At 67.5% G+C, this 22,534-nt stretch carries 16 protein-coding genes and 1 pseudogene; 4 read left to right on the top strand and 13 right to left on the bottom strand.

Going from position 1 to position 22,534, the window contains the following annotated elements; translation table 11 throughout:
- Positions 1–31: 31 nt before the first annotated feature.
- The 3 genes from WS78_RS20280 to WS78_RS20275 form a co-directional block, all read right to left on the bottom strand.
- Positions 32–1,186 (bottom strand): pyridoxal phosphate-dependent aminotransferase, encoded by a 1,155-nt coding sequence (locus tag WS78_RS20280; RefSeq protein WP_059577985.1) that lies wholly within the window; start codon positions 1,184–1,186, stop codon positions 32–34.
- 384 nt (positions 1,187–1,570) lie between these two features.
- Complete coding sequence (locus WS78_RS36065; protein ID WP_156437525.1) at positions 1,571–1,726, bottom strand: hypothetical protein; 156 nt, start codon at positions 1,724–1,726, stop codon at positions 1,571–1,573.
- A gap of 122 nt (positions 1,727–1,848) precedes the next feature.
- Positions 1,849–2,532 carry a TetR/AcrR family transcriptional regulator gene (locus WS78_RS20275; RefSeq protein ID WP_059577982.1) on the bottom strand — a complete coding sequence of 228 codons (684 nt, stop codon included), beginning with the start codon at positions 2,530–2,532 and terminating at the stop codon, positions 1,849–1,851.
- 46 nt (positions 2,533–2,578) lie between these two features.
- On the opposite strand from WS78_RS20275, the gene WS78_RS20270 reads away from it, so the two are divergent.
- Together WS78_RS20270 and WS78_RS20265 are read left to right on the top strand one after the other, a co-directional pair.
- Positions 2,579–4,219, top strand: coding sequence for an acyl-CoA dehydrogenase family protein (locus WS78_RS20270; protein WP_059577977.1), 1,641 nt, complete (start codon positions 2,579–2,581; stop codon positions 4,217–4,219).
- 217 nt (positions 4,220–4,436) lie between these two features.
- A complete protein-coding gene (locus tag WS78_RS20265) occupies positions 4,437–5,966 on the top strand; it encodes a class I adenylate-forming enzyme family protein (RefSeq protein ID WP_059577974.1) in 1,530 nt (509 codons plus the stop codon).
- Between the two features lie 163 nt (positions 5,967–6,129).
- On the opposite strand, the gene WS78_RS20260 is transcribed toward WS78_RS20265, so the two are convergent.
- On the bottom strand, positions 6,130–7,269 hold the full coding sequence (locus WS78_RS20260) for a branched-chain amino acid ABC transporter substrate-binding protein (RefSeq protein ID WP_038750192.1): 1,140 nt from the start codon (positions 7,267–7,269) through the stop codon (positions 6,130–6,132).
- Positions 7,270–7,353: 84 nt separating this feature from the next.
- Positions 7,354–11,283: a trifunctional transcriptional regulator/proline dehydrogenase/L-glutamate gamma-semialdehyde dehydrogenase gene (gene putA / locus WS78_RS20255; protein ID WP_059577969.1), complete on the bottom strand. Its 3,930-nt coding sequence runs from the start codon at positions 11,281–11,283 to the stop codon at positions 7,354–7,356.
- 283 nt (positions 11,284–11,566) lie between these two features.
- On the opposite strand from putA, the gene WS78_RS20245 reads away from it, so the two are divergent.
- Positions 11,567–11,737 carry a hypothetical protein gene (locus WS78_RS20245; protein WP_038750187.1) on the top strand — a complete coding sequence of 57 codons (171 nt, stop codon included), beginning with the start codon at positions 11,567–11,569 and terminating at the stop codon, positions 11,735–11,737.
- Positions 11,738–11,744: 7 nt separating this feature from the next.
- On the opposite strand, the gene WS78_RS20240 is transcribed toward WS78_RS20245, so the two are convergent.
- Positions 11,745–14,012, bottom strand: a complete 2,268-nt coding sequence (locus WS78_RS20240; protein ID WP_059578137.1) for a primosomal protein N' — start codon at positions 14,010–14,012, stop codon at positions 11,745–11,747.
- Positions 14,013–14,452: 440 nt separating this feature from the next.
- Positions 14,453–15,547 carry a uroporphyrinogen decarboxylase gene (hemE, locus tag WS78_RS20230; RefSeq protein ID WP_038750181.1) on the bottom strand — a complete coding sequence of 365 codons (1,095 nt, stop codon included), beginning with the start codon at positions 15,545–15,547 and terminating at the stop codon, positions 14,453–14,455.
- Positions 15,548–15,687: 140 nt separating this feature from the next.
- Between hemE and WS78_RS20225 the strand changes: the two genes are divergently transcribed.
- Entirely contained in the window at positions 15,688–16,467 is a 780-nt protein-coding gene (locus tag WS78_RS20225) for a transporter substrate-binding domain-containing protein (protein WP_059577964.1), read from the top strand.
- Positions 16,468–16,655: 188 nt separating this feature from the next.
- Here the strand turns inward: WS78_RS20225 and WS78_RS20220 are convergent, their stop codons facing one another.
- The 6 genes and pseudogenes from WS78_RS20220 to atpG form a co-directional block, all read right to left on the bottom strand.
- The gene (locus WS78_RS20220) at positions 16,656–17,213 is read right to left on the bottom strand and encodes a CoA-binding protein (protein WP_226377177.1); all 558 of its coding nucleotides are present in this window, start codon (positions 17,211–17,213) and stop codon (positions 16,656–16,658) included.
- Between the two features lie 105 nt (positions 17,214–17,318).
- Positions 17,319–17,516 (bottom strand): annotated as a pseudogene (locus WS78_RS38250) (hypothetical protein).
- A 41-nt stretch (positions 17,517–17,557) separates the two neighbouring features.
- Positions 17,558–19,285: an AMP-binding protein gene (locus WS78_RS20210; protein WP_059577961.1), complete on the bottom strand. Its 1,728-nt coding sequence runs from the start codon at positions 19,283–19,285 to the stop codon at positions 17,558–17,560.
- A 197-nt stretch (positions 19,286–19,482) separates the two neighbouring features.
- Positions 19,483–19,908: a F0F1 ATP synthase subunit epsilon gene (locus WS78_RS20205; protein ID WP_038750170.1), complete on the bottom strand. Its 426-nt coding sequence runs from the start codon at positions 19,906–19,908 to the stop codon at positions 19,483–19,485.
- Positions 19,909–20,155: 247 nt separating this feature from the next.
- Positions 20,156–21,550 carry a F0F1 ATP synthase subunit beta gene (atpD, locus tag WS78_RS20200; protein WP_038750167.1) on the bottom strand — a complete coding sequence of 465 codons (1,395 nt, stop codon included), beginning with the start codon at positions 21,548–21,550 and terminating at the stop codon, positions 20,156–20,158.
- A 79-nt stretch (positions 21,551–21,629) separates the two neighbouring features.
- Positions 21,630–22,505, bottom strand: coding sequence for a F0F1 ATP synthase subunit gamma (gene atpG, locus WS78_RS20195; protein ID WP_038750164.1), 876 nt, complete (start codon positions 22,503–22,505; stop codon positions 21,630–21,632).
- Positions 22,506–22,534 lie beyond the last annotated feature (29 nt).

Below are 22,534 nucleotides of genomic sequence, written 5' to 3'. Positions count from 1 at the left end.
GGGTCTCGCCCGGTCGCGCGCGCCGCGCGCGTCAGAGGCTGCGCAGACGGCGCGCGCCTTCGATCAGCGTCGCGTCGTCCTTCGAAAAACTGAGGCGGATGCAGCCGGTGTTCGCGCCGTCCGCGTAGAACGCGGACAGCGGGATCGTCGCGACGCGCGCGTCGCGAATCGCGCGCAGCACGAAATCGGCGTCGGACTCGCCGGAAAAATGCCGAAAGCGCGCGAGCATGAAGAACGAGCCCTCGCTCGGCAGCAGCTCGAAACGCGAGCCGGCAAGCTCGCGCACGAGCAGGTCGCGCTTGCGCTCGTAGAACGCGCCGAGTTCGAGATAGCTCGACGGCTCGGCGAGCGCGTCGGCGAACGCGTGCTGCATCGGCGTGTCGGCCGCGAACGTCATGAACTGGTGCACCTTGCGCAGCTCGCGCGTGAGCTCGACGGGCGCGAGGCAATAGCCGACGCGCCAGCCCGTCACGTGATACGACTTGCCGAACGACGACACGATCACGCTGCGCTCGGCGAGCGCGCGATGACGCGCCATGCTGTGATGGCGCGCGCCGTCGAACACGACGTGTTCGTACACCTCGTCGGACAGGATCACGATGTCGGTGCCCGCGGTGAGCTGCGCGAGGCGCGCGATGTCGGCGTCGCCGAAGATCGTCGCGGTCGGGTTGTGCGGCGTGTTGACGATCAGCATCCGTGTGCGCGGCGTGATGTTGGCGGCCACTTCGTCCCAGTTCACGCGAAAGCGCTCGGGCGAGAGACTGATCGCGACGGGCGTTGCGCCCTGCAGGCGCACGATCGGCGCGTAGCTGTCGAACGACGGCTCGAAGTAGATCACCTCGTCGCCCGGATGCACGAGCGCGCTGATCGTCGCGTAGAGCCCCTCGCTCGCGCTCGCGACGACGGTAATTTCGGATTCCGGATCGTAGCGCGCGCCGTACAGGCGCTCCGTCTTGACCGCGAGCGCCTCGCGCAGCGCGGCGACGCCCGCCATCGGCGCGTACTGGTTGTGTCCGTCGCGCATCGCGCGCGCGACGCGCTCGACGAGCGCCGGATCGGGCGCGAAATTCGGCGCGCCCTGCGACAGATTCAGCGCCTGGTGCTCGGCGGCGAGCTGGCCGATGACCGTGAAGATCGTCGTGCCGACGTCGTGCAGCTTCGAACGGGGCGCGGCGGCGCTCTGCATGGCTCCTCCTCGTTTCGTGGACAGGCGCGCCGGCCGTTGCCGATGCGCGGGGTAACGGTGCCGATTTGGCCCGAGCCAATATCCGGCGACAATCGAAAGTTCGTCATGGAAGGCATGACGAAAACTCATGCATTGGATTGATAGCGGAGGCTGGACGCGAGGAACGGCTCGATTGCTCCGTGCGGCCGGAGTGCCGCCGAGGGCCTTCGGGCGGAAGATGCGGGCGGTTGGCGAGCAGCAGTCTCGGTAATAGGGTCGAAACTTTCGATGGATCGATGGATCGATGGATCGATGGATCGATGGATCGATGGATCGATGGATCGATGGATCGATGGATCGATGGATCGATGGATCGGCGGATCGGCGGATCGGCGGGTCAGCAGGTCAGCAGGTCAGCAGGTCAGCAGGTCGGCAGGTCGGCAGGTCAGCGGATTGTCCATTCAGCCGCTCGGCCATCCAGCAGCCCGACGGTTCAATGGCCCGGAAGTTGAAGGACAGCGCAACAAAACAACCGGGAAATTCGCAGATCGAGGCAAACATTCACCCAGCGAGAGACTTCGCAAAACCCGCCGAAATCGCCCAATCGCCCGCCGCCGCGCACCACGCCCGATGCCGCTCGTCGGAGCGGCATCGGCAACACATCCCACTCATCCGGCAGCCGCCTACCCCGCCGCCTCGTCATCGGCCTCGGCCGCGAGATACGCGTCCACCGCCCGATGCAGCTCGCCGCGCAACTGCGCGACGTCGACATCCGCCCCTTGCGTGAGCAGCGACTGCGACACCCACCCGTAGCACAGCGCATGCACGACGCGCGCCGCCACGCCGAGCCGCGCTTCAGCCGGCGCATCGCTCGCGCCGGCGAGCGCATCGCGCCACAGCGCGACGTAGTCGTCGTAATGCCGGCGATACGCGTCGATCGGCGAGACCTTGCGCTCGAGCGTGAACATCGCGGCCCACACCCGCGCGTCCTGCTCGAGCGCATCGATCTGCGCGTCGACGAGCGCGGCCGCGATCGCCCGGCGGCGCGCGCCGCGCCGCGTATCGACGACGCCCCGCATCCGCGTCGCGATCGTCTTCACGTAATGATGGATCGTGAGCGCGGCGAGACTCTCCTTGTCGCCGAAATACTCGTAGAACGTGCCAACGCTCACGCCTGCAACCGCGGCGATCTCGCGGATCGTCGCCTTCGCGTAGCCGCGCTCGAGCAAAACCTGAACAAACGCCTGCTGCAGCGCCTCCGAGCTCGCGTGCGCGCGACGCTGCCGCGGACGGCGGCGCAAGGCCGGCTGCGGCTGAGCGATCGACCGCTCGGCGGGCGCGGAAACCTGAACATGTCGCGAAGTCATCTTTGCTAACCTGATCGAGCCGAACACCAACACGGAGACGCCCATCATGGCCTGGTCGACCCACGAGGTGAGCAACCAGTTCGACGAATTGACCGACTATAACCTCTTCGCGACCGACGCCGCGCTGGGTGAAATGCTCGAACGCGCGGGCGCGTCGTGGGCCGCGCCGCGGCTCGGCGCATACGGCGCGCGGCTCGGCGCGCGCGACACCGCGCAACAGGCCGAGGACGCGAACCGCCACGCTCCGGAGCTGAACGCGTTCGATCGCCGCGGCCGCCGGATCGACCGCGTCGATTTCCACCCGAGCTGGCACGCGCTCCTCGGCCTCTATCGCGAGCAGGGCCTGATCTCGCTTGCGTTGCGCGAATCGCGCGCGGGCCGCTGGGCGGCGAACGCGGCGGGCTTCTATCTGCACGGCCAGATCGAGGCGGGCACGCTGTGTCCGGCGACGATGACGCAGGCGAGCATCCCGGTCCTCCGGAAAGATCCCGCGCTATGGGCGCAATTGAAAGACAAGCTCTACAGCGACGTCCACGACCCCCGCGACGTGCCGATCGACGCGAAGCAGTCGATCTTGATCGGCATGGGGATGACCGAAAAGCAGGGCGGCTCGGATGTGCGCGCGAACACGACGATCGCGGTGCCCGTCGGCGCGGGCGGCCGCGGCGGCGACTATCTGCTGCGCGGCCACAAATGGTTCTTCTCCGCGCCGATGTGCGATGCGCACCTTGTCGTCGCGCGCACCGAATCGGGCGGCCCGTCGTGCTTCTACTTGCCGCGCTGGCGGCCGGACGGCACGAAGAACGCGGTGCTGATCCAGCGCCTGAAGAACAAGGTCGGCAACCGCAGCAACTCGAGCAGCGAGATCGAGCTCGGCGACGCGTGGGGCGTGATGCTCGGCGAGGAAGGCCGCGGCATTCCGACGATCATCGAAATGGCGACCTACACGCGCCTGAACTGCGTGCTCGGCAGCGCGGCGATCCTGCGCCAGGGGCTCGTGCAGGCGATCGCGTACACGCGGCAGCGTCACGCGTTCGGCCGCGCGCTCGCCGAGCAGCCGCTGATGCGCGCGGTGCTCGCCGATCTCGCGCTCGAAAGCGAAGCGGCGCTCGCGCTCGCGATGCGGCTCGCGCAGGCGTTCGAGCGCGACGAGCACGCGTGGACGCGCATCGTCACGCCGGCCGCGAAATTCTGGGTCTGCAAGCGTGCGGTCGAGGCCGCGGGCGAAGTGATGGAAGTATTCGGCGGCAACGGCTATGTCGACGACGGCCCGATCGCGCGGCTGTTCCGCGAGGCGCCCGTCAATTCGATCTGGGAAGGCTCGGGCAACGTGATGTGCCTCGACGTGATGCGCGCGATCGCGCGCGAGCCCGACGCGGCGCACGCGCTCGTCGACGAGCTGCACGCGCTCGGCGGCCGCGATGCGCGGATTCGCGCGGAGCTCGACGCGCTGCGCGCGCTGCTCGGCACGCCGCCCGACGCGCTCGAAGCGCTCGGCCGCGTGCTCGCGCAACGCATCGCGCTCGTCGCGCAGGCGTGTCTCCTGCTCGACGCGGCGCCCGCCTTCGTCAGCGACGGCTTCATCGCGACTCGCTTCGGCGAGCCGGCCTGGGGCCGCGTGACCGGCGCGCTCGATTCGCGCCGCGTGGACGTCGCCGCGCTGCTGCAACGCGCATACGCCGCGTGAGTGTGTGAGTGTGTGAGTGTGTGAGTGTGTGAGCCTGTGAGCCTGTGAGCGTGCGACCGTGCGACCGTGCGCGGCGCGCGCTACGCCGCGCCGGCATTAGGCCCAGCCGGCTCCGCCGGCACGGCGCGACATGCGGCGCCTCGCCCGAAGCCGACCGCCGCATGTCGCGCCGCATCCGCCCGAACGATCGCCCGCAGAACGAACGGAGCCCGAAGCGATGAACCTGATTGCCGCACTCGATCGCGCCGCGCGCGCGACGCCCGACAAACCGTTCCTGCGCTACGACGGCGCGACGATCACGTACCGGCACATGCAGCGGCGCTCGCGGCGCGCGGCCGAGGTGCTCGCCGCGCTCGGCATCGCGCCGGGCGAGCGCGTCGCCGCGATGTGCTTCAACACGCCCGCGTTCTTCGATCTGCTCTTCGGCGCGTGGCGCATCGGTGCGGCCGTCGTGCCGATCAACCACAAGCTGCAGGCGCCGGAAGTCGACTACATCCTCGGTCACAGCGCGAGCCGCGCGGTGCTGTTCGACGCCGCGCTCGCGCCCGTGCTCGCGAAGGTCGAGCACGGCGCGCAACGTCTCGCGACCGAGGGCGAGGCGAACGGCGCCGCGCCGTTCGACCGCCTCGTCGCGGATGCGGCCGGCATCGCGTCCGGCACGCCCGACGACACCGCGCTCGCCGAGATCCTCTACACGTCCGGCACGACGGGACGCCCGAAGGGCTGCATGCACAGCCACCGGACGGTCGCGCTCGCCGCCGCGACGAGCGCGCTCGCGCTGTCGATGACCGAGCGCGAGCGCACGCTGACGGCGATGCCGATCTGGCACGCGTCGCCGCTCAACAACTGGTTCGGCGGCACGCTCTACGTGGGCGGCACCGTCGTGCTGATGCGCGACTATCATCCGCTGCGCTTTCTTCAGACGGTCGAAGCCGAGCAGGCGACGCTGTACTTCGGCGCGCCCGTGTCGTACACGCTGCCGCTCGATACGATCGCCGATTTCGCGTCGTTCGACCTGACGAGCATGCGCGCCTGGCTGTACGGCGGCGGGCCGATCGGCGCGGAGCTCGCGCGCCGATTGATGCATGCGTACCGCAGCGAGGCGTTCTATCAGGTGTACGGAATGACCGAGACGGGGCCCGCCGGCACCGTGCTGTACCCGTTCGAGCAGACCATGAAGGCCGGTTCGATCGGCCGTCGGGGCACGCCGGGCGTCGACGTGCGGGTCGTGACCGCGTCGGGCGGCGACGCGCGGCCGGGCGAGATCGGCGAAATCCTGCTGCGCGCGGACAGCATGATGCTCGGCTATCTCGACGCCCCCGACGCGACGCGCGCCGCGTTCGCGGACGACGGCTGGTATCGCAGCGGCGACGTCGCGCGCATCGACGACGACGGCTATCTGTTCGTCGTCGACCGGATCAAGGACATGATCGTGACGGGCGGCGAGAACGTCTATTCGAAGGAAGTCGAGGACGTGCTGACCGCGCATCCGGCCGTCGCGGAGGCGGCCGTGATCGGTCGCGCGCATCCGGAATGGGGCGAAACCGTGGTCGCGCACGTCGTGCTGCGCGCGGCCGGCGGCACGAGCGGCGCCGAAGGCGCGGTCGATGCCGACGCGCTGCGCGCGTTCTGCGAAACACGCCTCGCCGCCTACAAGATCCCGCGCGAATACGTGTTCGCCGAGCGCCTGCCGCGCACGCCGACGGGCAAGCTGCAGAAGTACCTGCTGCGCGCACGCGGCGCGTGACGCGACTGCGGCGCACCGTCTGCGCCGTCTTCTTCGCCGCCCCCGTGCGTCCGGAAAAAACGAAGCCCCGAGTCCGCTTGCGCAGCCTCGGGGCCCGTCGTGATCCACATCGATGCGCGCCGCGAACGCCGCTAGGCGACGCCCGCGTCACGCCGCACGGCGCTTACTTGCCGCCGATGCTCTTGAGCGGCTTCCACTCGCCCTTCTCGACCTTGTACATCGTGATGCCGCCGTTGCGCAGGTCGCCCTTCGTGTCGTACGCGATGTGCGTCGACGTGACGCCCGCCATGTCGGTCTTCGCGAGCAGCGGCAGGTACTTCGCCGGATCGGTCGAATTCGCCTTCTTCATCGCGTTGAACATCGCCATCGCGCCGTCGTAAGCGTACGGCGAGTACGTCTGCACGTCTTCGCCGAAGCGCTTCTTGTACTTGTCCGCGTACGACTTGCCGCCGGGCATTTCGTCGAGCGGCAGGCCGGCGAGCGAAGCGATCGAGCCTTCGGCCGCGTCGCCCGCGATTTTCAGGAACGTCGGCGTGTGCACCATTTCGCCGCCCATCAGCGGCGCCGCGACGCCGAGCGACTTCATCTGCTTGGCCATCGGCGCGGCCTGCGAATCCGCGCCGCCGTAGTAGACGAGATCCGGCTTCGACGCCTTCAGCTTCGTCAGGATCGCCTTGAAGTCGACAGCCTTGTCGTTCGTGAATTCGCGATCGACGATCGTCGCGCCCGCCGCCTTCGCCGCCTTCTCGAACTGGTCGGCGAGACCCTGGCCGTACGCGGTGCGATCGTCGACGATCGCGATCTTCTTCATGCCGAGATCCTTCACCGCGAACGCGCCCGCGACCGAGCCCTGCTGCGTGTCGGACGTCATCATCCGGAAGGTCGTCTTGTAGCCCTGCGTCGTGTACTCGGGCGCGGTTGCCATCGCGATCTGCGGGATGCCCGCGTTCGCGTAGATGCGCGAGGCCGGGATCGTCGTGCCCGAGTTGAAGTGGCCAAGCATGCCCTTGATGCCGTCGTCGACGAGCTTCTGCGCAACCGTCGTGCCGGTGCGCGGGTCGGCCTGGTCGTCCTGCATGTCGAGCACGAACTTCACCGGCTTGCCGCCGATCGTGGGCTTCGTCGCATTGAAGTCCTCGATCGCGAGCACGATGCCGTTCTGCATATCCTTGCCGTAGTGCGCCTGCGCGCCCGTCATCGGCGCCGCGAAGCCGATCTTGACGTCATCCGCGTGCGCCGTCCCCGCGAGCGACATGACCGCGACGAACGTCGCGCCTGCCAGCTTTTTCATCGTGTGTTGCATATCTTCTCCTAGTACCAGGGTAAATGGAGCGACTTCGGGTTCGCCTTGCCGCTTCCGTTTCATGAGGCGAAGGGCAAGGATTGCTCAGCCAATCGTCATCAAATTCGCATTGCCGCCTGCCGCCGCGGTGTTCACGCTCACCGAGCGTTCGGTGAGAAGCCGCTCGAGCGCGTAATCTTCGTCGTCGCCGTTCTCGAACGCGCCCGCCGCCACGCCTTGCACCGATACGATCGGCCCGGGGCGCTGCGCAACCTCCTTCACGAGCGCGAGCAGCTCGTCGCTGTCGCCTTCGAACAGCGCCGCGTCGAACGCCGCGTCCGCCTGCTTCCTCACGCCCGCATGCGCCTTCAGCGACGCCGGCAGCGCCGCGGCGAGCGCCTCGCCCGCCGCGCCCGCGAACAACGCGCGGTTGCCGGTCGCGAGCACCGCCGCGAACTGCGCGCGCGCGCCGCTCGGCGTCGCCGCGATGCACAGCACGGTGCCGCGCGCGCCGAGTGTATACGTATTGCGTTCGCCTGTCGGCCCCGCGAGCACCGCGGTCGCACCGGCCAGCACGTGCGCCAGATAGCCGTCGCAGCGCGCGGCGAGCGCCGGCTCGCGCTGCTCGAGCAGCCAGTCGCGCAGCGCGGTCAGCGCGGCGGACGGATTATCGCGCGTCTCGCCGTCCTGCGGCGCATCGGCGACGAGCGACGCCTCGAGCGACCTCGGCAGCCCCGCCGGGCGCGTCGCGAGGAGGCGCTGCAGATACAGCGCGCCGCCCGCCTTCGGCCCCGTGCCCGACAGCCCTTCGCCGCCGAACGGCTGCACGCCGACCACCGCGCCGATCACGTTGCGGTTCACGTAGATGTTGCCGACGTGCGCGCGCGAGATCACGTGCGCGATCGTCTCGTCGATCCGCGTGTGGATGCCGAGCGTGAGGCCGTAGCCCGTCGCGCGGATCTGCTCGAGCAGCTTGTCGAGGCCGCTGCGGCGATAGCGGACGACGTGCAGCACCGGGCCGAACACTTCGCGCTTCAGCTCGTCGACGTTGCTGATCTCGATGATCGTCGGCGGCACGAACGTGCCTTGCGCGCAGGCTTCCGGCATCGCGAGCTGCGTGACCGCGTGGCCCTTGTCCTTCATCGCCGCGACGTGCGCGTCGATCGTGCGCTTCGCGTCGGCGTCGATCACCGGGCCGACGTCCGCCGACAGGCGATCCGGGTTGCCGAGCGCGAGCTCCTGCATCGCGCCCTTGAGCATCGTCAGCGTGCGATCCGCGACGTCGTCCTGCAGACACAGAACGCGCAGCGCCGAACAGCGTTGGCCGGCCGAGTCGAACGACGACTGCATCACGTCGGCGACGACCTGCTCCGCGAGCGCCGACGAATCGACGATCATCGCGTTCTGGCCGCCCGTCTCGGCGATCAGCGGAATCGGCTTGCCGTCCGGATCGAGGCGCGACGACAGCGTCTTGTTGATGAGGCGCGCGACTTCGGTCGAGCCGGTGAACATCACCGCGCGCGTGCGCGGATCGGCGACGAGCGCCGCGCCCACCGTCTCGCCGTTGCCGGGCAGGAGCTGCACCGCGCCCGCCGGCACGCCGGCGTCGCGCAGCAGGCGCACCGCCTGCGCGGCGATCAGCGGCGTCTGCTCGGCGGGCTTCGCGAGCACCGTGTTGCCGGCCGCCAGGGCGGCGGCCACCTGGCCCATGAAGATCGCGAGCGGGAAGTTCCACGGGCTGATGCAGACGACGGGGCCGAGCGGACGGTGCGTATCGTTCGAGAACTCGTCGCGGATCTGCGCCGAGTAGTAGCGCAGGAAATCGACCGCCTCGCGGATTTCGGCGATCGCGTTCGGCAGCGACTTGCCCGCCTCGCGCACGATCAGGCCCATCAGCGTGTGCATCTGCGCTTCGAGCAGGTCGGCCGCGCGCGCGAGGCAGTCGGCGCGCGCGTCCACGGGCGTCGCCTGCCAGATCGGCGCGGCCGCGACCGCGTGCGCGAGCGCCGCGCTCACCTGCTCGGGCGTCGCCTCGCTGACCGTGCCCACGACGTCGCGCAGATCGGCCGGATTGCGCACGTCGCGCGGCGCGGCGTGCGCGAGCGCTTCGTCGGTGAGCATCGGCGCGGCGCGCCACGGATGATGCGCGCTCGCGAGCAGCGCCGACGACAGCGACGCGAGCCGATGCTCGTTCGACAGATCGAGGCCCATCGAATTGAGGCGCGCGGCGCCGTACAGCTCGCGCGGCAGCGGGATCTTCGCGTGCGGCGCGCCGAGCGGCACGACTTTCCCGGCTTCCTCGACCGGATCGGCGACGAGCTCCTTCACCGACACCGTCTTGTCGGCGATGCGGTTCACGAACGACGTGTTCGCGCCGTTCTCGAGCAGGCGGCGCACGAGGTAGGCGAGCAGCGTCTCGTGCGTGCCGACGGGCGCGTACACGCGGCACGGGCGGTTCAGCTTGTCGCGGCCGGTGACTTCCTCGTAAAGCGGCTCGCCCATCCCGTGCAGACACTGGAATTCGTACTGGCCGGGGTAGTAGTTCTGGCCCGCGAGGTGATAGATCGCGGCGAGCGTGTACGCGTTGTGCGTCGCGAACTGCGGATAGACGGCGTCGGGCGCCGCGAGCAGCTTCTTCGCGCACGCGAGGTACGACACGTCGGTGTAGATCTTGCGCGTGTAGACCGGATAGCCTTCGAGACCGTCCACTTGCGCGCGCTTGATCTCGGAATCCCAGTACGCGCCCTTCACGAGGCGGATCATCAGGCGATGGCGGCTGCGGCGCGCGAGGTCGACGAGATAATCGATCACGAACGGGCAGCGCTTCTGGTACGCCTGAACGACGAAGCCGATGCCGTTCCAGCCGGCGAGCTCCGAATCGAAGCACAGCGCCTCGAGCAGATCGAGCGACAGCTCGAGCCGGTCCGCCTCCTCGGCGTCGATGTTCAGGCCGATGTCGTAGCGGCGCGCGAGCAGCGCGAGCGAGCGCACGCGCGGCAGCAGCTCGCTCATCGTGCGCTCCTGCTGCGAGCGCGAGTAGCGCGCATGCAGCGCCGACAGCTTGATCGAGATGCCCGGGCCCTCGTAGATGCCGCGGCCGCCGGCCGCCTTGCCGATCGCGTGGATCGCCTGTTCGTACGACGCGTAGTAGCGCAGCGCGTCCTCTTCGGTGGTCGCCGCCTCGCCGAGCATGTCGTACGAGTAGCGGAAGCCGCGCGCCTCGAACTTGCGGCTGTTCGCGAGCGCTTCGGAAATCGTCTCGCCCGTGACGAACTGCTCGCCCATCAGGCGCATCGCCATGTCGACGCCCTTCCTGATCAGCGGCTCGCCGCCCTTGCCGATCAGGCGCGTGAGCGCCGATGAGAGGCCGGCTTCGCTGTTCGTCGTGACGAGCTTGCCCGTGATCATCAGGCCCCAGGTGGCCGCGTTGACGAACAGGGACGGCGCGTGGCCGACATGCGAGCGCCAGTCGCCCTTGCTGATCTTGTCGCGGATCAGGGCGTCGCGCGTCGCGCGGTCGGGGATGCGCAGCAGCGCCTCGGCGAGGCACATCAGCGCGACGCCTTCCTGGCTCGACAGCGAGAATTCGTGGATCAGCCCTTCGACGCCGCCGCCCGAGCTCTTCTCGCGCAGCGCCTCGACGAGGCCCGCGGCCATCGACTGGACATCCGACGCGAGGCTCGCCGGCAGCCGCGCCTCGCCGATCAGGAACGGCACGCATTCGGGCTCCGGACGCCGGTACGCGGCCGTGATCGCCGCGCGCAGCACCGACTGCGGCTGCACGTTCTGCGCGAATTCGAGGAACGGATGCGGCGCGCCGTCATCGTCGCCGTCGGCGTGGCCGTCGGACAGATCGGCCGCGCCCGTGTGACCGGAGAGCTCCGGCGGCAGCTGCCCGTGCTCGATCCGCTCGAGATAAGCGAAGATCGCCTGCTTGATCAGCCAGTGAGGAGTGCGCTCGAGGCGCGACGCCGCGTCCTTCAGACGCGAGCGGAGCAGATCGTCGACTTTGACGCCCAGTGTGGTGCTTGCCATGATTTTCTTCTAGCGCCGACCCGATGCCGGCCAAGGACTTTAAAAGATCGCAAAATCCTAAGACACCCAATAAAAAGGTGCAACCATATCGCGCACCTGGTTGCACCCGCACAAATTCCTTTGTTATCAATGAACTAGATGAAAACCCGCGGCGCGCGCACCACTTTGATCGATCGGTATTTTCCCTGATCCTGTCAGTTTTACTGGCTCGCTTTCCGTGGCAATCTGGCGTGATATCGGATTCGCGCGCACCCGCTGCCCGCGGACGCGAAGGAGAAAGTGGATGGACGGATGGGTAGTGATCGGCATCGTGCTCGCCGCGTGGATCGCGGGCGCGATCGTCTTCGTGCACCGCGCGTCGGCGGTGTTCTTTCAGGCGCTAGGCTGCACGCACGGCACGAGGAAAAGCAAGCGCGACACGCCGCTCGCCGGGCTGCGCCAAGCGCACGAATGACGCGCCGTCAGATGTCGAGCGGATCGACTTCGACGCTCCAGCGCAGCACGCCTTTCAGCTCGCGCAGCAACGGCGGCCAAGCGCGCAGCGTGTGCTGAAGCACCGCGCGCGACGCGCTCTCGATCAGCAGTTGCGCGCGATGGACGTTCGCCACCTTGACGATCGTCATCGGCACGGCATCGTAGACGGTCACGCGGTCCGCGCCCGGCAGCGTCGAAAACGCGTCGGCCGCCTGCTGCAAAAACGCCAGCGCCGCATCGAGCGTGCGCCCCTCGGCGCGCAGCAGCGCCTGATAGACGAACGGCGGCAGATGCGCGTCGCGCCGCTCGCCGAGCGTCGAGCTCGCAAACCCGACGTAATCTTGCCGCGCGAGCGCGTGATAAAGCGCGTGACGCGGGTAGCGCGTCTGGATCAGCACCTCGCCCGCCAGCCCCGCGCGCCCCGCGCGGCCGCTCACCTGCATGAGTTGCGCGAACAGCCGCTCGCTCGCGCGGAAATCGTGCGAGAAAAGCGCGGTGTCGGCGTTCAGCACGCCGACGAGCGACACCCGCTGGAAATCGTGCCCCTTCGCGATCATTTGCGTGCCGACGAGGATGTCGACTTCGCCCGCATGCACGTCGGAGAAGAGCGCCTGCGCGCTGCCCTTGCGGCGCGTGCTGTCGGCGTCGATGCGCAAAATTCGCGCGCCCGGCACCGCGAGCGCGAGCGTCTCCTCGACGCGCTGCGTGCCGCGGCCGAGCGGCGCGATGTCGACGTTGCCGCATTCCGGGCACGACCGCGGAATCCGCGCCTCCCAGCCGCAGTGGTGGCAGCGCACCGCGTGCTCGGGCTTGTGCATCACGACGTACGCGCTGCAACGCGGGCAGCCGGCCACCCAGCCGCACGCGTCGCACGCGAGCGCGGGCGCATAGCCGCGCCGGTTCAGGAACACGAGGCTCTGCTCGCCGCGCTCGAGACGCGCCTTCAGCGCGGCGACGAGCGGCCCGGACAGCCCGCCCATCGACGCGCGGCCGCGCCGCCGCTCCTCTTCGAGATCGACGAGCCGCACCGTGGGCAGCGCCGCGTCGGCGACCGCGCGCTTCGTCAGCGTGAGCCGCTTGTAGCGGCCCTGCTCGGCCTGCCACCAGGTTTCGAGCGACGGCGTCGCCGAGCCGAGCACGACCGGAATCGCGAGCTGCTTCGCGCGCCAGACGGCCAGATCGCGCGCCGAATAGCGCAACCCTTCCTGCTGCTTGTAAGCGGGCTCGTGCTCTTCGTCGACGACGATCATCGCGAGCGCCGGCAGCGACGCGAGCACCGCGAGCCGCGTGCCGAGCACGATCCGCGCGCGGCCGGTATGCGCGGCGAGCCAATGGCGCGCGCGCTCGCCCTCGGCGAGGCCGCTGTGCAGCGTGACGATCGCGTCGGCGGGCAGCGTCGCCGCGAAGCGCGCGCGAAACGCCGCCTCGAATTGCGGCGTCAGGTTGATCTCGGGCACGAGGACGAGCGCCTGCGCATCGGGCCGCCGGTCGAGCAGCGCGGCGAGCGCGCGCAGATACACCTCGGTCTTGCCGCTGCCCGTCACGCCGTGCAGCAGGAACGGCGCGAAGCCGTCCGCCGACGCGATCGCGTCGAGCGCTTCGGCCTGCTGGTCGGTCAGTTGCGGCGGCGTCGCGACCGCGCGCCGCTCGGCTGGGATCGCCGGGTTATCCACACGCTGCGCGCCAGCGTCCGTGATCGCAATTTCGTCGCACGCGGCCCATCCTTGCGCCTGCCAGTCGTCCAGCACCGCAGCAGCCTTCGGATGCAGCGCGCGAACCTCGGCGAGCGACAGCGCGGGCGCATCGGCGAGCGCCTGCGCGAGCCGGCGCAGCGCGGCGCCGCGCGCGGGCAGCGCGTCCGGCAGCGCCGCGCGCCCGGCGTCGAGCAACCGGTAGCGCAATTCGGGCGCGAGCAGGCGCCCCCAGCGCGGCACGTCGCGCAGCGCCTGCGGCAGCGCGGGCAGCGCGACCTCGCCCAGTCCGCGCTGGTAATAGTCGGCCGCGAACGCGGCGAGATCGAGCCATTGCCGCGACAGCGGCGGCAACTCAGCGCACACGGCGTCGACGGCCTTCAGCTTGCCGGCCGGCACGTCCGTGTGAGCGGTCACTTCGCAGACGAGCCCGACCGCGCTGCGGCGGCCGAACGGCACTTGCACGAGCATCCCCGGCACGGCCGGGGCGTCGGCGCGATAGCGGTAGTCGAACAGCGTCGGCAGCGGATGGTCGAGCGCGACGCGCACGAACGCGTCAGCCATCGGTGCGGCACCGCCGAATGCCGCCATGCGCGGCAGGCCAGGCATCCGCGACGCCCGCGAAGTTAAAGTGAAACATCACTTTCGGCGCTAAGTTTTGGATTCTCATTAAGAATCGCGGCGCGTCCGCCGATCCTGTGGATAACTTTGTTGAGAACTCGCCCTCGAGGGCCGCGAAAAGCCGCTGCGCACGGCGATCCACTGCTTTTTCGCGATACGGCGGGCCGGCCGGGAAGCCTTATCCCGCAAGGCTGCTATCCAATTTCCGGCGTCATAGCGCGGCCCGTTCGTCGATATAGCCCTCTACCGCGCTGCAACGAGGGAAATGTGCATAAGTCAAGTCTTGACAAGCATGAGAACGCCATCGGACGGGCGCTTGCGCCCTGTTTAGCCGCGTTTGCGCAAACTCGCCCCACCGCGCCGCAGCATCGGGCCGCTTGCGATCACGATTCTGATCCGCTACGGATCGCGCGGCTATGGCGATGCACTTCGTCGACGAGTTCCGCGACATGCTCGGGCGGCGTGAACTGCGAGATGCCGTGACCGAGGTTGAACACATGGCCCGGGTGATTGCCGTAGCTGTCGAGCACCGCGCGCGCTTCGGCGCGGATCGTCTCGGGCGGAGCGAAGAGGATCGTCGGATCGAGGTTGCCTTGCAGGGCGACGCGCCCCGCGACGCGCTCGCGCGCGCGGCCGAGGTTGACCGTCCAGTCGAGCCCGACCGCGTCGACGCCCGTCGCCGCGATGTCCTCGAGCCAGAGCCCGCCGCCCTTCGTGAACGCGATCGCCGGCACGCGCGCGCCGTCGTGCTCGCGTTTGAGCTGCGAGACGACGCGCCGGACGTAGTCGAGCGAGAAGCGCTGGTACGCGCCGTCGGCGAGCGCGCCGCCCCATGTGTCGAAGATCATCACGGCCTGCGCGCCCGCTTCGATCTGCGCGTTCAGATACGCGGCCACCGCCTGCGCGTTGACGTCGAGAATCCGGTGCATCAGGTCGGGGCGCGCGTACGCCATCGACTTCACCGTGCGGAAATCGTCCGAGCCGCCGCCTTCGACCATGTAGCACGCGAGCGTCCACGGGCTGCCGGAGAAGCCGATCAGCGGCACGCGCTGGCGGCCCTCGCCGTCCGTGAGCGCGCGGCGGATCTCGCGCACCGCGTCGGTCACGTAGCCGAGCGTCGCGCCGATGTCCGGCACCGCGAGCCTCGCCACGTCGGCCTCGGTGCGCACCGGACGCGCGAACTTCGGCCCTTCGCCCGCGGCGAAATCGAGGCCGAGCCCCATCGCATCGGGGATCGTCAGGATGTCGGAGAACAGGATCGCGGCGTCGAGCGGGAAGCGCTCGAGCGGCTGCAGCGTGACTTCGGTCGCGTAATCGGGCTGCTTCGCGAGCCCGAGGAAGCTGCCCGCGCGGGCGCGCGTCGCGTTGTATTCGGGCAGATAGCGGCCCGCCTGGCGCATCAGCCAGATCGGCGTGTAGTCGGTCGGCTCGCGCAGGAGCGCGCGCAGGAAGGTGTCGTTGATGAGAGTCTGGGCCACGATGAATGCGACGAAGCGGGAACGCAAAGCGGCATTTTACCGGACGCGGCGCTTCGCTCGGCGTTCGCGGCCATATGACGCTCGCCGCCGCTCCGTTATGATCCGGCGTTCCAACCAGCCGTCCGTATCGAGGAGACACGATGAACAAGACGTTGCTCGCGCTCGCCTGCTGGGCGGGCTTCGCCCATGCGCAAACGGCGCCGCAGCCCGCCGCCCCCGCGTCGCGGCTCGACGACGTGCTCGCGCGCGGCACACTGCGCATCTGCACGACGGGCGACTACAAGCCCTATACGTACCGGCGCGAGGACGGCGCATTCGAAGGGATCGACATCGACATGGCGGCATCGCTCGCGAAGTCGCTCGGCGTGAAGACGGAATTCGTGAAGACCGCCTGGCCGACGCTCACGAACGATTTCGTCGCGAAGTGCGACATCGCGGTGGGCGGCATCTCGACGACGCTCGAGCGTCAGAAGCGCGCTTTCTTCACGCAGCCGTACGTGACCGACGGCAAGACGCCGATCGTGCGCTGCGCGGATGCCGCGCGCTACCAGACGATCGAGCAGATCGACGAGCCGCGGACGCGCGTGATCGTGAACCCGGGCGGCACGAACGAGCGTTTTGCGAAGCAGCATTTCACGCGCGCGAAGATCACCGTCTTCCCGGACAACGTGACGATCTTCAAGCAGATCCTCGCGGGCAACGCCGACGTGATGGTCACGGACGCGTCCGAGACGCTGCTGCAGCAAAAACTGAATCCGGGCCTTTGCTCGGTGCATCCGGACAAGCCGTTCCAGTTCGGCGAGAAGGCGTACATGGTGCCGCGCGGCGACGTCGTGTTCCAGCAGTACGTCGATCAGTGGCTGCACCTCGCGCGCGAGACGGGCGAGCTTCAGGCGATTTCGGACAAGTGGCTCAAGTAGCCGCCGTAGTCGCGAAGTCGCGACGGATGCGCGACGAGAGAAGCGCGTGCGGCGGCGGCATTGCGCTGCAGCACGCGAGGTTGCATGCGAACGCGCCTAGCTTGCACGGATGAGCCGAAGCCGCGATGACGCGCCGCGGCCGCGCGCATGCGGCTCGCGGCTCGCGCCCCGAATCGCGCGGCGCGCGGCTATGCGAAGAGCCGCCGATGCTCGATCTTCACGCAGCGATCAGCAACGAAGTCGAGCCCCGCCGCCCGCGCTTTCCCTGCATCCGCGCCGTGCACGACGCCGAGTTGCAGCCAGACCGAACGCGCGGCGATCTTGATCGCCGCATCGGCGACGGGCGGCAAGTCCGCGGACTTGCGGAACACGCCGACCATGCCGATCTCGACGCCTTGCGCCGCGAGCGCCGCGCGCGCGTCGGCGAGCGACGCATGGACGGGCTCGCCGCGCACCGTCGTTGCAGCGAGGAGCGAATTGAGGGGCACGATCCGATTGCCGTTTTGCTGCATGTACGCAGCGGCTTCATAACTGGGCCGATATCGCTTATCCGAAAGGCCGACTACCGCGATCACGCAATCGCGTTTCAAAATCTTTCTCAGTACTTCGTCAGTCGATATCGCCGTCATTTCAATGCATGTTTGATCGTGCCCGAAAATCGGAGCAATCAAGCCTAGCCCATCGTAAAAGGGGCCTGGCCGGCCCGGAAAATGCCATATTTTGAGACGGTAAAAATGACTTTCCACTCCCTTTCAAAACAGTAAAAAATCCCGCAAAGCCTTATCTGACGGGGGTTACAACCTGAAACACTTTGTTACCGCGATACTTGGTCAATTCGCCCAAAATGCCTCTCACGGTTTCAACACGGATGCGGTCTCTCGTGTGCGGCGTGTGAGCGGACACAAGCACGAATAAACGAGCCCGTCGGTCTCGTACCGAATCCCTTCTCAGGGGCATCCTTGTTGGAGTCGTTGTCGGCCCACGCCGATGCACTCCATCTTTGGTCTCCTCGCGCTAACCCCGTAGCGTGTGGTTTTTAGCGGGCTCATCAGCCCGCTTTTTTTCGTCCATCGAAAACGTGCGCGGCGCATCACGCCGTCTTCTGCACGGTCAATCCCAGTTCGTCGATCATCCGTTCGCGCATCACGAATTTCTGAACCTTGCCGGTCACGGTCATCGGCAGTTCGTCGACGAAGCGCACGAAGCGCGGCACCCTGTAATGCGCGATCTGATCGCGGCAGAACTCGCGCAGCTCGTCCTCCGTCATCGTCTCGCCCGCGCGCAGCACGATCCACGCGCACACTTCCTCGCCATATTTCGCATCGGGAACGCCGAACACCTGCACGCTCTGAATCTTCGGATGCCGAAACAGAAACTCCTCGATCTCGCGCGGATAGATGTTCTCGCCGCCGCGAATCAACATGTCCTTCAGGCGCCCGACGATGTTGCAGAAGCCCTCTTCGTCGAGCGTCGCGAGGTCGCCCGTGCGCATCCAGCCGTCGACGACGGCCTCGCGCGTTCGCGCTTCGTCGTCCCAGTAGCCGAGCATCACCGAATAGCCGCGCGTGCACAGCTCGCCCGTCTCGCCGACGGGCACGATCGCGCCCGTCGCGTCGACGATCTTCGCCTCCAGATGCGGCTGAATGCGCCCGACCGTCGTCGTGCGCTTTTCGAGCGAGTCGGTGGTCGAGCTCTGGAACGACACGGGGCTCGTCTCCGTCATCCCGTAAGCGATCGTCACCTCGGACATGTGCATCTTCGCAACGACGCGCTTCATCGTCTCGATCGGGCACGGCGAGCCCGCCATGATGCCCGTGCGCAGCGCGCTCAGATCGAAGCGATCGAAGTCGGGATGATCGAGCTCGGCGATGAACATCGTCGGCACGCCCTGCAGCGCGGTGCAGCGCTCGCCGGACACCGCGGCGAGCGTCGCGCCCGGCTCGAACGCCTCGCCGGGAAACACCATCTTCGCGCCCACCGACACGCATGCGAGCACCGAGAGCACCATCCCGAAGCAGTGATAGAGCGGCACCGGAATGCACATCGCGTCGGCCTCGGTAAGCCGCATCACGCTCGCGATCGAGCGCGCGTTGTTGACGACGTTGCGATGCGTGAGCGTCGCGCCCTTCGGGCTGCCCGTCGTGCCGCTCGTGAACTGGATGTTGATCGGATCGCGGCAATCGAGCGTCGCGCCGATCGCATCGAGCCTCGCGTGATCGAGCGCGGCCCGGCCGCGCGCGAGCACGTCGACGAAGCTCAGCATGCCCGCCGGCGCGGCGTCGCTCAGCGTGACGACCGTGCGCAGGCTCGGCACGCGCGCCGCGTGCAGCGCGCCGCTCGCGTGCGTCGCGAGCTCCGGCGCGATCTCGGCGATCATCTCGGTGTAGGCGGACGTCTTGAAGCGCTCCGCCGCGATCAACAGCTTGCAGCCGACCTTGTTCAGCGCGTATTCGAGCTCGGCGAGCCGATAGGCGGGATTGACGTTGACGAGCACCGCGCCGACGCGCGCGGTCGCGAATTGCGTGAGCAGCCATTCGGCGCGGTTCGGCGACCAGATGCCGACGCGCTCGCCCCGTTCGATGCCGAGCTCGATCAGCGCGGCCGCGAGCACGTCGACTTCGTGCGCGAACTCGCGCCACGTCCAGCGCACGCCCTGCTCGCGGAACACGACCGCGGGCCGTTCGGGAAAGCGCGCGACCGTGTCGCGCAGAAACCGCCCGATCGTTGCGTCGCTCAACGGAACCTCCGTCGAGCCGCGCACGTACGAAAGCCCGCCCTGCGGCGCAATCAGCGCGCCGACGCCTGAATCTGCTGCCATGAGAGTGTCTCCGCCATTGGAACGTTCCAGGAACGTTTCGTCGTTTTGGATGTGCTTCTGTAAATTATTCTGCCATCCGCTTACGACACTCTGACATCAAGTGTTACCCGCAACGCGCGGTGCGCCGGAAAACGAAAAAGCAGCCCGAAGGCTGCCTTTTCGATGCAAAACGCGAACCGAACGCGCGATCGCTTCTTTCAGTGCTTGCCGCGGATCTTCGCGAGACGCTGGATCGCTTCGAGCTGCGCCATCGCGGTCGCAAGTTCCGACTGCGCCTTCGCGAGATCGATGTCCGACTTCGCGTTCTGCAGCGTTTCCTCCGCGCGCTTTCTCGCGTCCTCGGCCTTCGCCGCGTCGAGATCCTTGCCGCGAATCGCGGTGTCGGCGAGCACCGTCACGGCGCCCGGCTGCACTTCGAGAATGCCGCCCGCGACAAACACGAACTCCTCGTCGCCGCTCTCGGCCTCGATGCGCACCGCACCCGGACGAATCCGCGTGATGAGCGGCGTGTGGCCCGGCAGAATGCCCAGCTCGCCCGCTTCGCCCGGCAGCGCGACGAACTTCGCCTGGCCCGAGAAGATCTGCTCTTCCGCGCTGACGACGTCTACTTTGATGGTTGCCATATCGACTCCTGTCGACGGGAGTTAGCGCTTTAACGCTTACTCCCGTCCCATGCCGCGGTTGGCAAGAGTGAGCGCTTCAGCGCTTACTCTTGCCCCGCGACGGTCGATCGGAGTGAGCGCTTCAGCGCTTGCTCCGATCCCATGCAAGGGGCACGGTTGAGCGTATTACATGGGCGCCCGCCCGCGATACGCCACCGAACGGATAGCGTTCGCGCACGCGAGGCGCCCGCTGCGTTACACCCGACCTTTACTGGATCTTCTTGGCCTTCTCGAAGGCTTCGTCGATCGTGCCGACCATGTAGAACGCCTGTTCCGGCAGATGGTCGCACTCGCCGTCGACGATCATCTTGAAGCCGCGGATCGTTTCCTTCAGCGGCACGTACTTGCCAGGCGAGCCCGTGAACACTTCAGCGACGTGGAACGGCTGCGACAGGAAACGCTGGATCTTACGCGCGCGCGCGACCGACAGCTTGTCTTCCGGCGACAGTTCGTCCATGCCCAGAATCGCGATGATGTCGCGCAGTTCCTTGTAGCGCTGCAGCGTCTGCTGAACGCGGCGCGTGATCGTGTAGTGCTCTTCGCCGATCACGTTCGGGTCGATCTGGCGCGACGTCGAATCGAGCGGGTCGACCGCCGGGTAGATACCCAGCGAGGCGATGTCACGCGACAGAACGACGGTTGCGTCCAAGTGGCCGAAGGTGGTGGCCGGCGACGGGTCGGTCAAGTCATCCGCAGGGACGTACACGGCCTGAACCGACGTGATCGAGCCCTTCTTGGTCGACGTGATGCGCTCTTGCAGCTTGCCCATTTCTTCAGCCAGCGTCGGCTGATAGCCCACCGCCGACGGCATACGGCCGAGCAGTGCCGACACTTCGGTGCCGGCCAGCGTGAAACGGTAGATGTTGTCGACGAAGAACAGCACGTCGAGGCCTTCGTCACGGAAGTGCTCGGCCATCGTCAGGCCGGTCAGCGCGACGCGCAGACGGTTGCCCGGCGGCTCGTTCATCTGGCCGTACACCAGCGCGACCTTGTCGAGAACGTTCGAGTCCTTCATTTCGTGGTAGAAGTCGTTCCCTTCACGGGTACGCTCGCCCACGCCCGCGAACACGGAGTAGCCGCCGTGTTCCTTCGCGATGTTGTTGATGAGCTCCATCATGTTGACGGTCTTGCCCACGCCAGCACCGCCGAACAGGCCAACCTTGCCGCCCTTTGCGAACGGGCAGATCAGGTCGATAACCTTGATACCCGTTTCGAGCAGTTCGGTCGACGGCGACAGTTCGTCGAACGCCGGCGCCTTCTGGTGGATCGAGCGCTTGTGTTCGCTCACGATCGGGCCGGCCTCGTCGATCGGACGGCCGAGCACGTCCATGATCCGGCCGAGGGTCGGCTTGCCGACCGGCACCGAGATCGGCTGGTTCGTGTTCTTCACGACCAGGCCGCGGCGCAGGCCGTCGGATGCGCCCAGACAGATGGTGCGGACCACGCCGTCGCCCAGTTGCTGCTGGACTTCGAGCGTCAGTTCCGAGCCGTCGAGAATGAGCGCGTCGTAGATCTTCGGCATGCTCTCGCGCGGGAATTCCACGTCGATAACGGCGCCGATGCACTGTACGATCTTGCCTTCTACCAAAGCAGCAGTACTCATCGCTTTTCCTTTAAATACCTGATTCTTTACTCGCGCAAAGGCGCAGTTTCGAGCCGCAGCAGGCGTCGCGCGTTCCGCGTTACACCGCGGCGGCGCCGCCGACGATCTCCGACAGTTCCTTCGTGATCGCTGCCTGACGGCTCTTGTTGTACGACAGTTGGAGCTCGCTGATCACCGTCTTCGCATTATCCGAAGCGGCCTTCATCGCGACCATCCGCGCCGATTGCTCCGACGCCATGTTTTCCGCGACGGCCTGGTACACCAGCGCTTCGACGTAACGCACGAGCAGCTCGTCGACCACCGCCTGCGCATCCGGTTCGTAGATGTAATCCCACGACGAGGCGGGCATGCCGTCGCTGCTGTCGAAATGTTCGGTCGACAGCGGCAGCAATTGCTCGATCACCGCTTCCTGCTTCATCGTGTTGATGAAGCGCGTGTACGCGAGATAAACGGCCGACAGCTTGCCTTCCGAATAGAGATCGAGCTGCACCTTCACCGCGCCGATCAGCTTGTCGAGGTGCGGCGTATCGCCGAGATGCACGACTTGCGAGATCACCTTGGCGCCGAAACGGTTCAGAAAGCCGAGGCCCTTGCTGCCGATCGCGGTGGCTTCGAGCTTCTGGCCCTTGTCGTCGAGCTCCTTGAACTTCTGAATCGACGCACGCAGCACATTCGTGTTCAGACCGCCGCACAGACCCTTGTCGGTCGTGACGAGGATGATGCCCGCGGTCTTCGCGCCGTCGTTCGCCACCATGAACGGGTGGCGGTACTCCGGGGTCGAACGGCTCATGTGCGCGGCGATGGCGCGGACCTTGTCGGCATACGGGCGAGCAGCACGCATGCGTTCCTGAGCGCGGCGCATCTTCGATGCCGCCACCATCTCCATCGCCTTCGTGATCTTGCGCGTGTTCTGCACGCTCTTGATCTTGCCGCGAATTTCCTTCATTCCAGCCATTGCTTGCTCCTTGACCGAAGCGGGGCGAG

The organism is Burkholderia savannae (assembly GCF_001524445.2).
GTDB classification, from domain to species: Bacteria; Pseudomonadota; Gammaproteobacteria; order Burkholderiales; family Burkholderiaceae; genus Burkholderia; species Burkholderia savannae.
The sequence above is the reverse complement of the archived record's forward strand: the minus strand, read 5'-3'. Positions and strand labels throughout refer to the sequence as shown.

Bases quoted from the DNA above. Each gene is read 5' to 3' on its own strand.
- putA (WP_059577969.1), bottom strand. From the start codon at position 11,283: ATGGCAAGCACCACACTGGGCGTCAAAGTCGACGATCTGCTCCGCTCG.
- WS78_RS20205 (WP_038750170.1), bottom strand. From the start codon at position 19,908: ATGGCAACCATCAAAGTAGACGTCGTCAGCGCGGAAGAGCAGATCTTC.
- WS78_RS20275 (WP_059577982.1), bottom strand. From the start codon at position 2,532: ATGACTTCGCGACATGTTCAGGTTTCCGCGCCCGCCGAGCGGTCGATC.
- WS78_RS20265 (WP_059577974.1), top strand. From the start codon at position 4,437: ATGAACCTGATTGCCGCACTCGATCGCGCCGCGCGCGCGACGCCCGAC.
- WS78_RS20240 (WP_059578137.1), bottom strand. From the start codon at position 14,012: ATGGCTGACGCGTTCGTGCGCGTCGCGCTCGACCATCCGCTGCCGACG.
- WS78_RS20260 (WP_038750192.1), bottom strand. From the start codon at position 7,269: ATGCAACACACGATGAAAAAGCTGGCAGGCGCGACGTTCGTCGCGGTC.
- WS78_RS20210 (WP_059577961.1), bottom strand. From the start codon at position 19,285: ATGGCAGCAGATTCAGGCGTCGGCGCGCTGATTGCGCCGCAGGGCGGG.
- WS78_RS20270 (WP_059577977.1), top strand. From the start codon at position 2,579: ATGGCCTGGTCGACCCACGAGGTGAGCAACCAGTTCGACGAATTGACC.
- WS78_RS36065 (WP_156437525.1), bottom strand. From the start codon at position 1,726: ATGTTTGCCTCGATCTGCGAATTTCCCGGTTGTTTTGTTGCGCTGTCC.
- atpG (WP_038750164.1), bottom strand. From the start codon at position 22,505: ATGGCTGGAATGAAGGAAATTCGCGGCAAGATCAAGAGCGTGCAGAAC.
- WS78_RS20245 (WP_038750187.1), top strand. From the start codon at position 11,567: ATGGACGGATGGGTAGTGATCGGCATCGTGCTCGCCGCGTGGATCGCG.
- atpD (WP_038750167.1), bottom strand. From the start codon at position 21,550: ATGAGTACTGCTGCTTTGGTAGAAGGCAAGATCGTACAGTGCATCGGC.
- WS78_RS20280 (WP_059577985.1), bottom strand. From the start codon at position 1,186: ATGCAGAGCGCCGCCGCGCCCCGTTCGAAGCTGCACGACGTCGGCACG.
- WS78_RS20225 (WP_059577964.1), top strand. From the start codon at position 15,688: ATGAACAAGACGTTGCTCGCGCTCGCCTGCTGGGCGGGCTTCGCCCAT.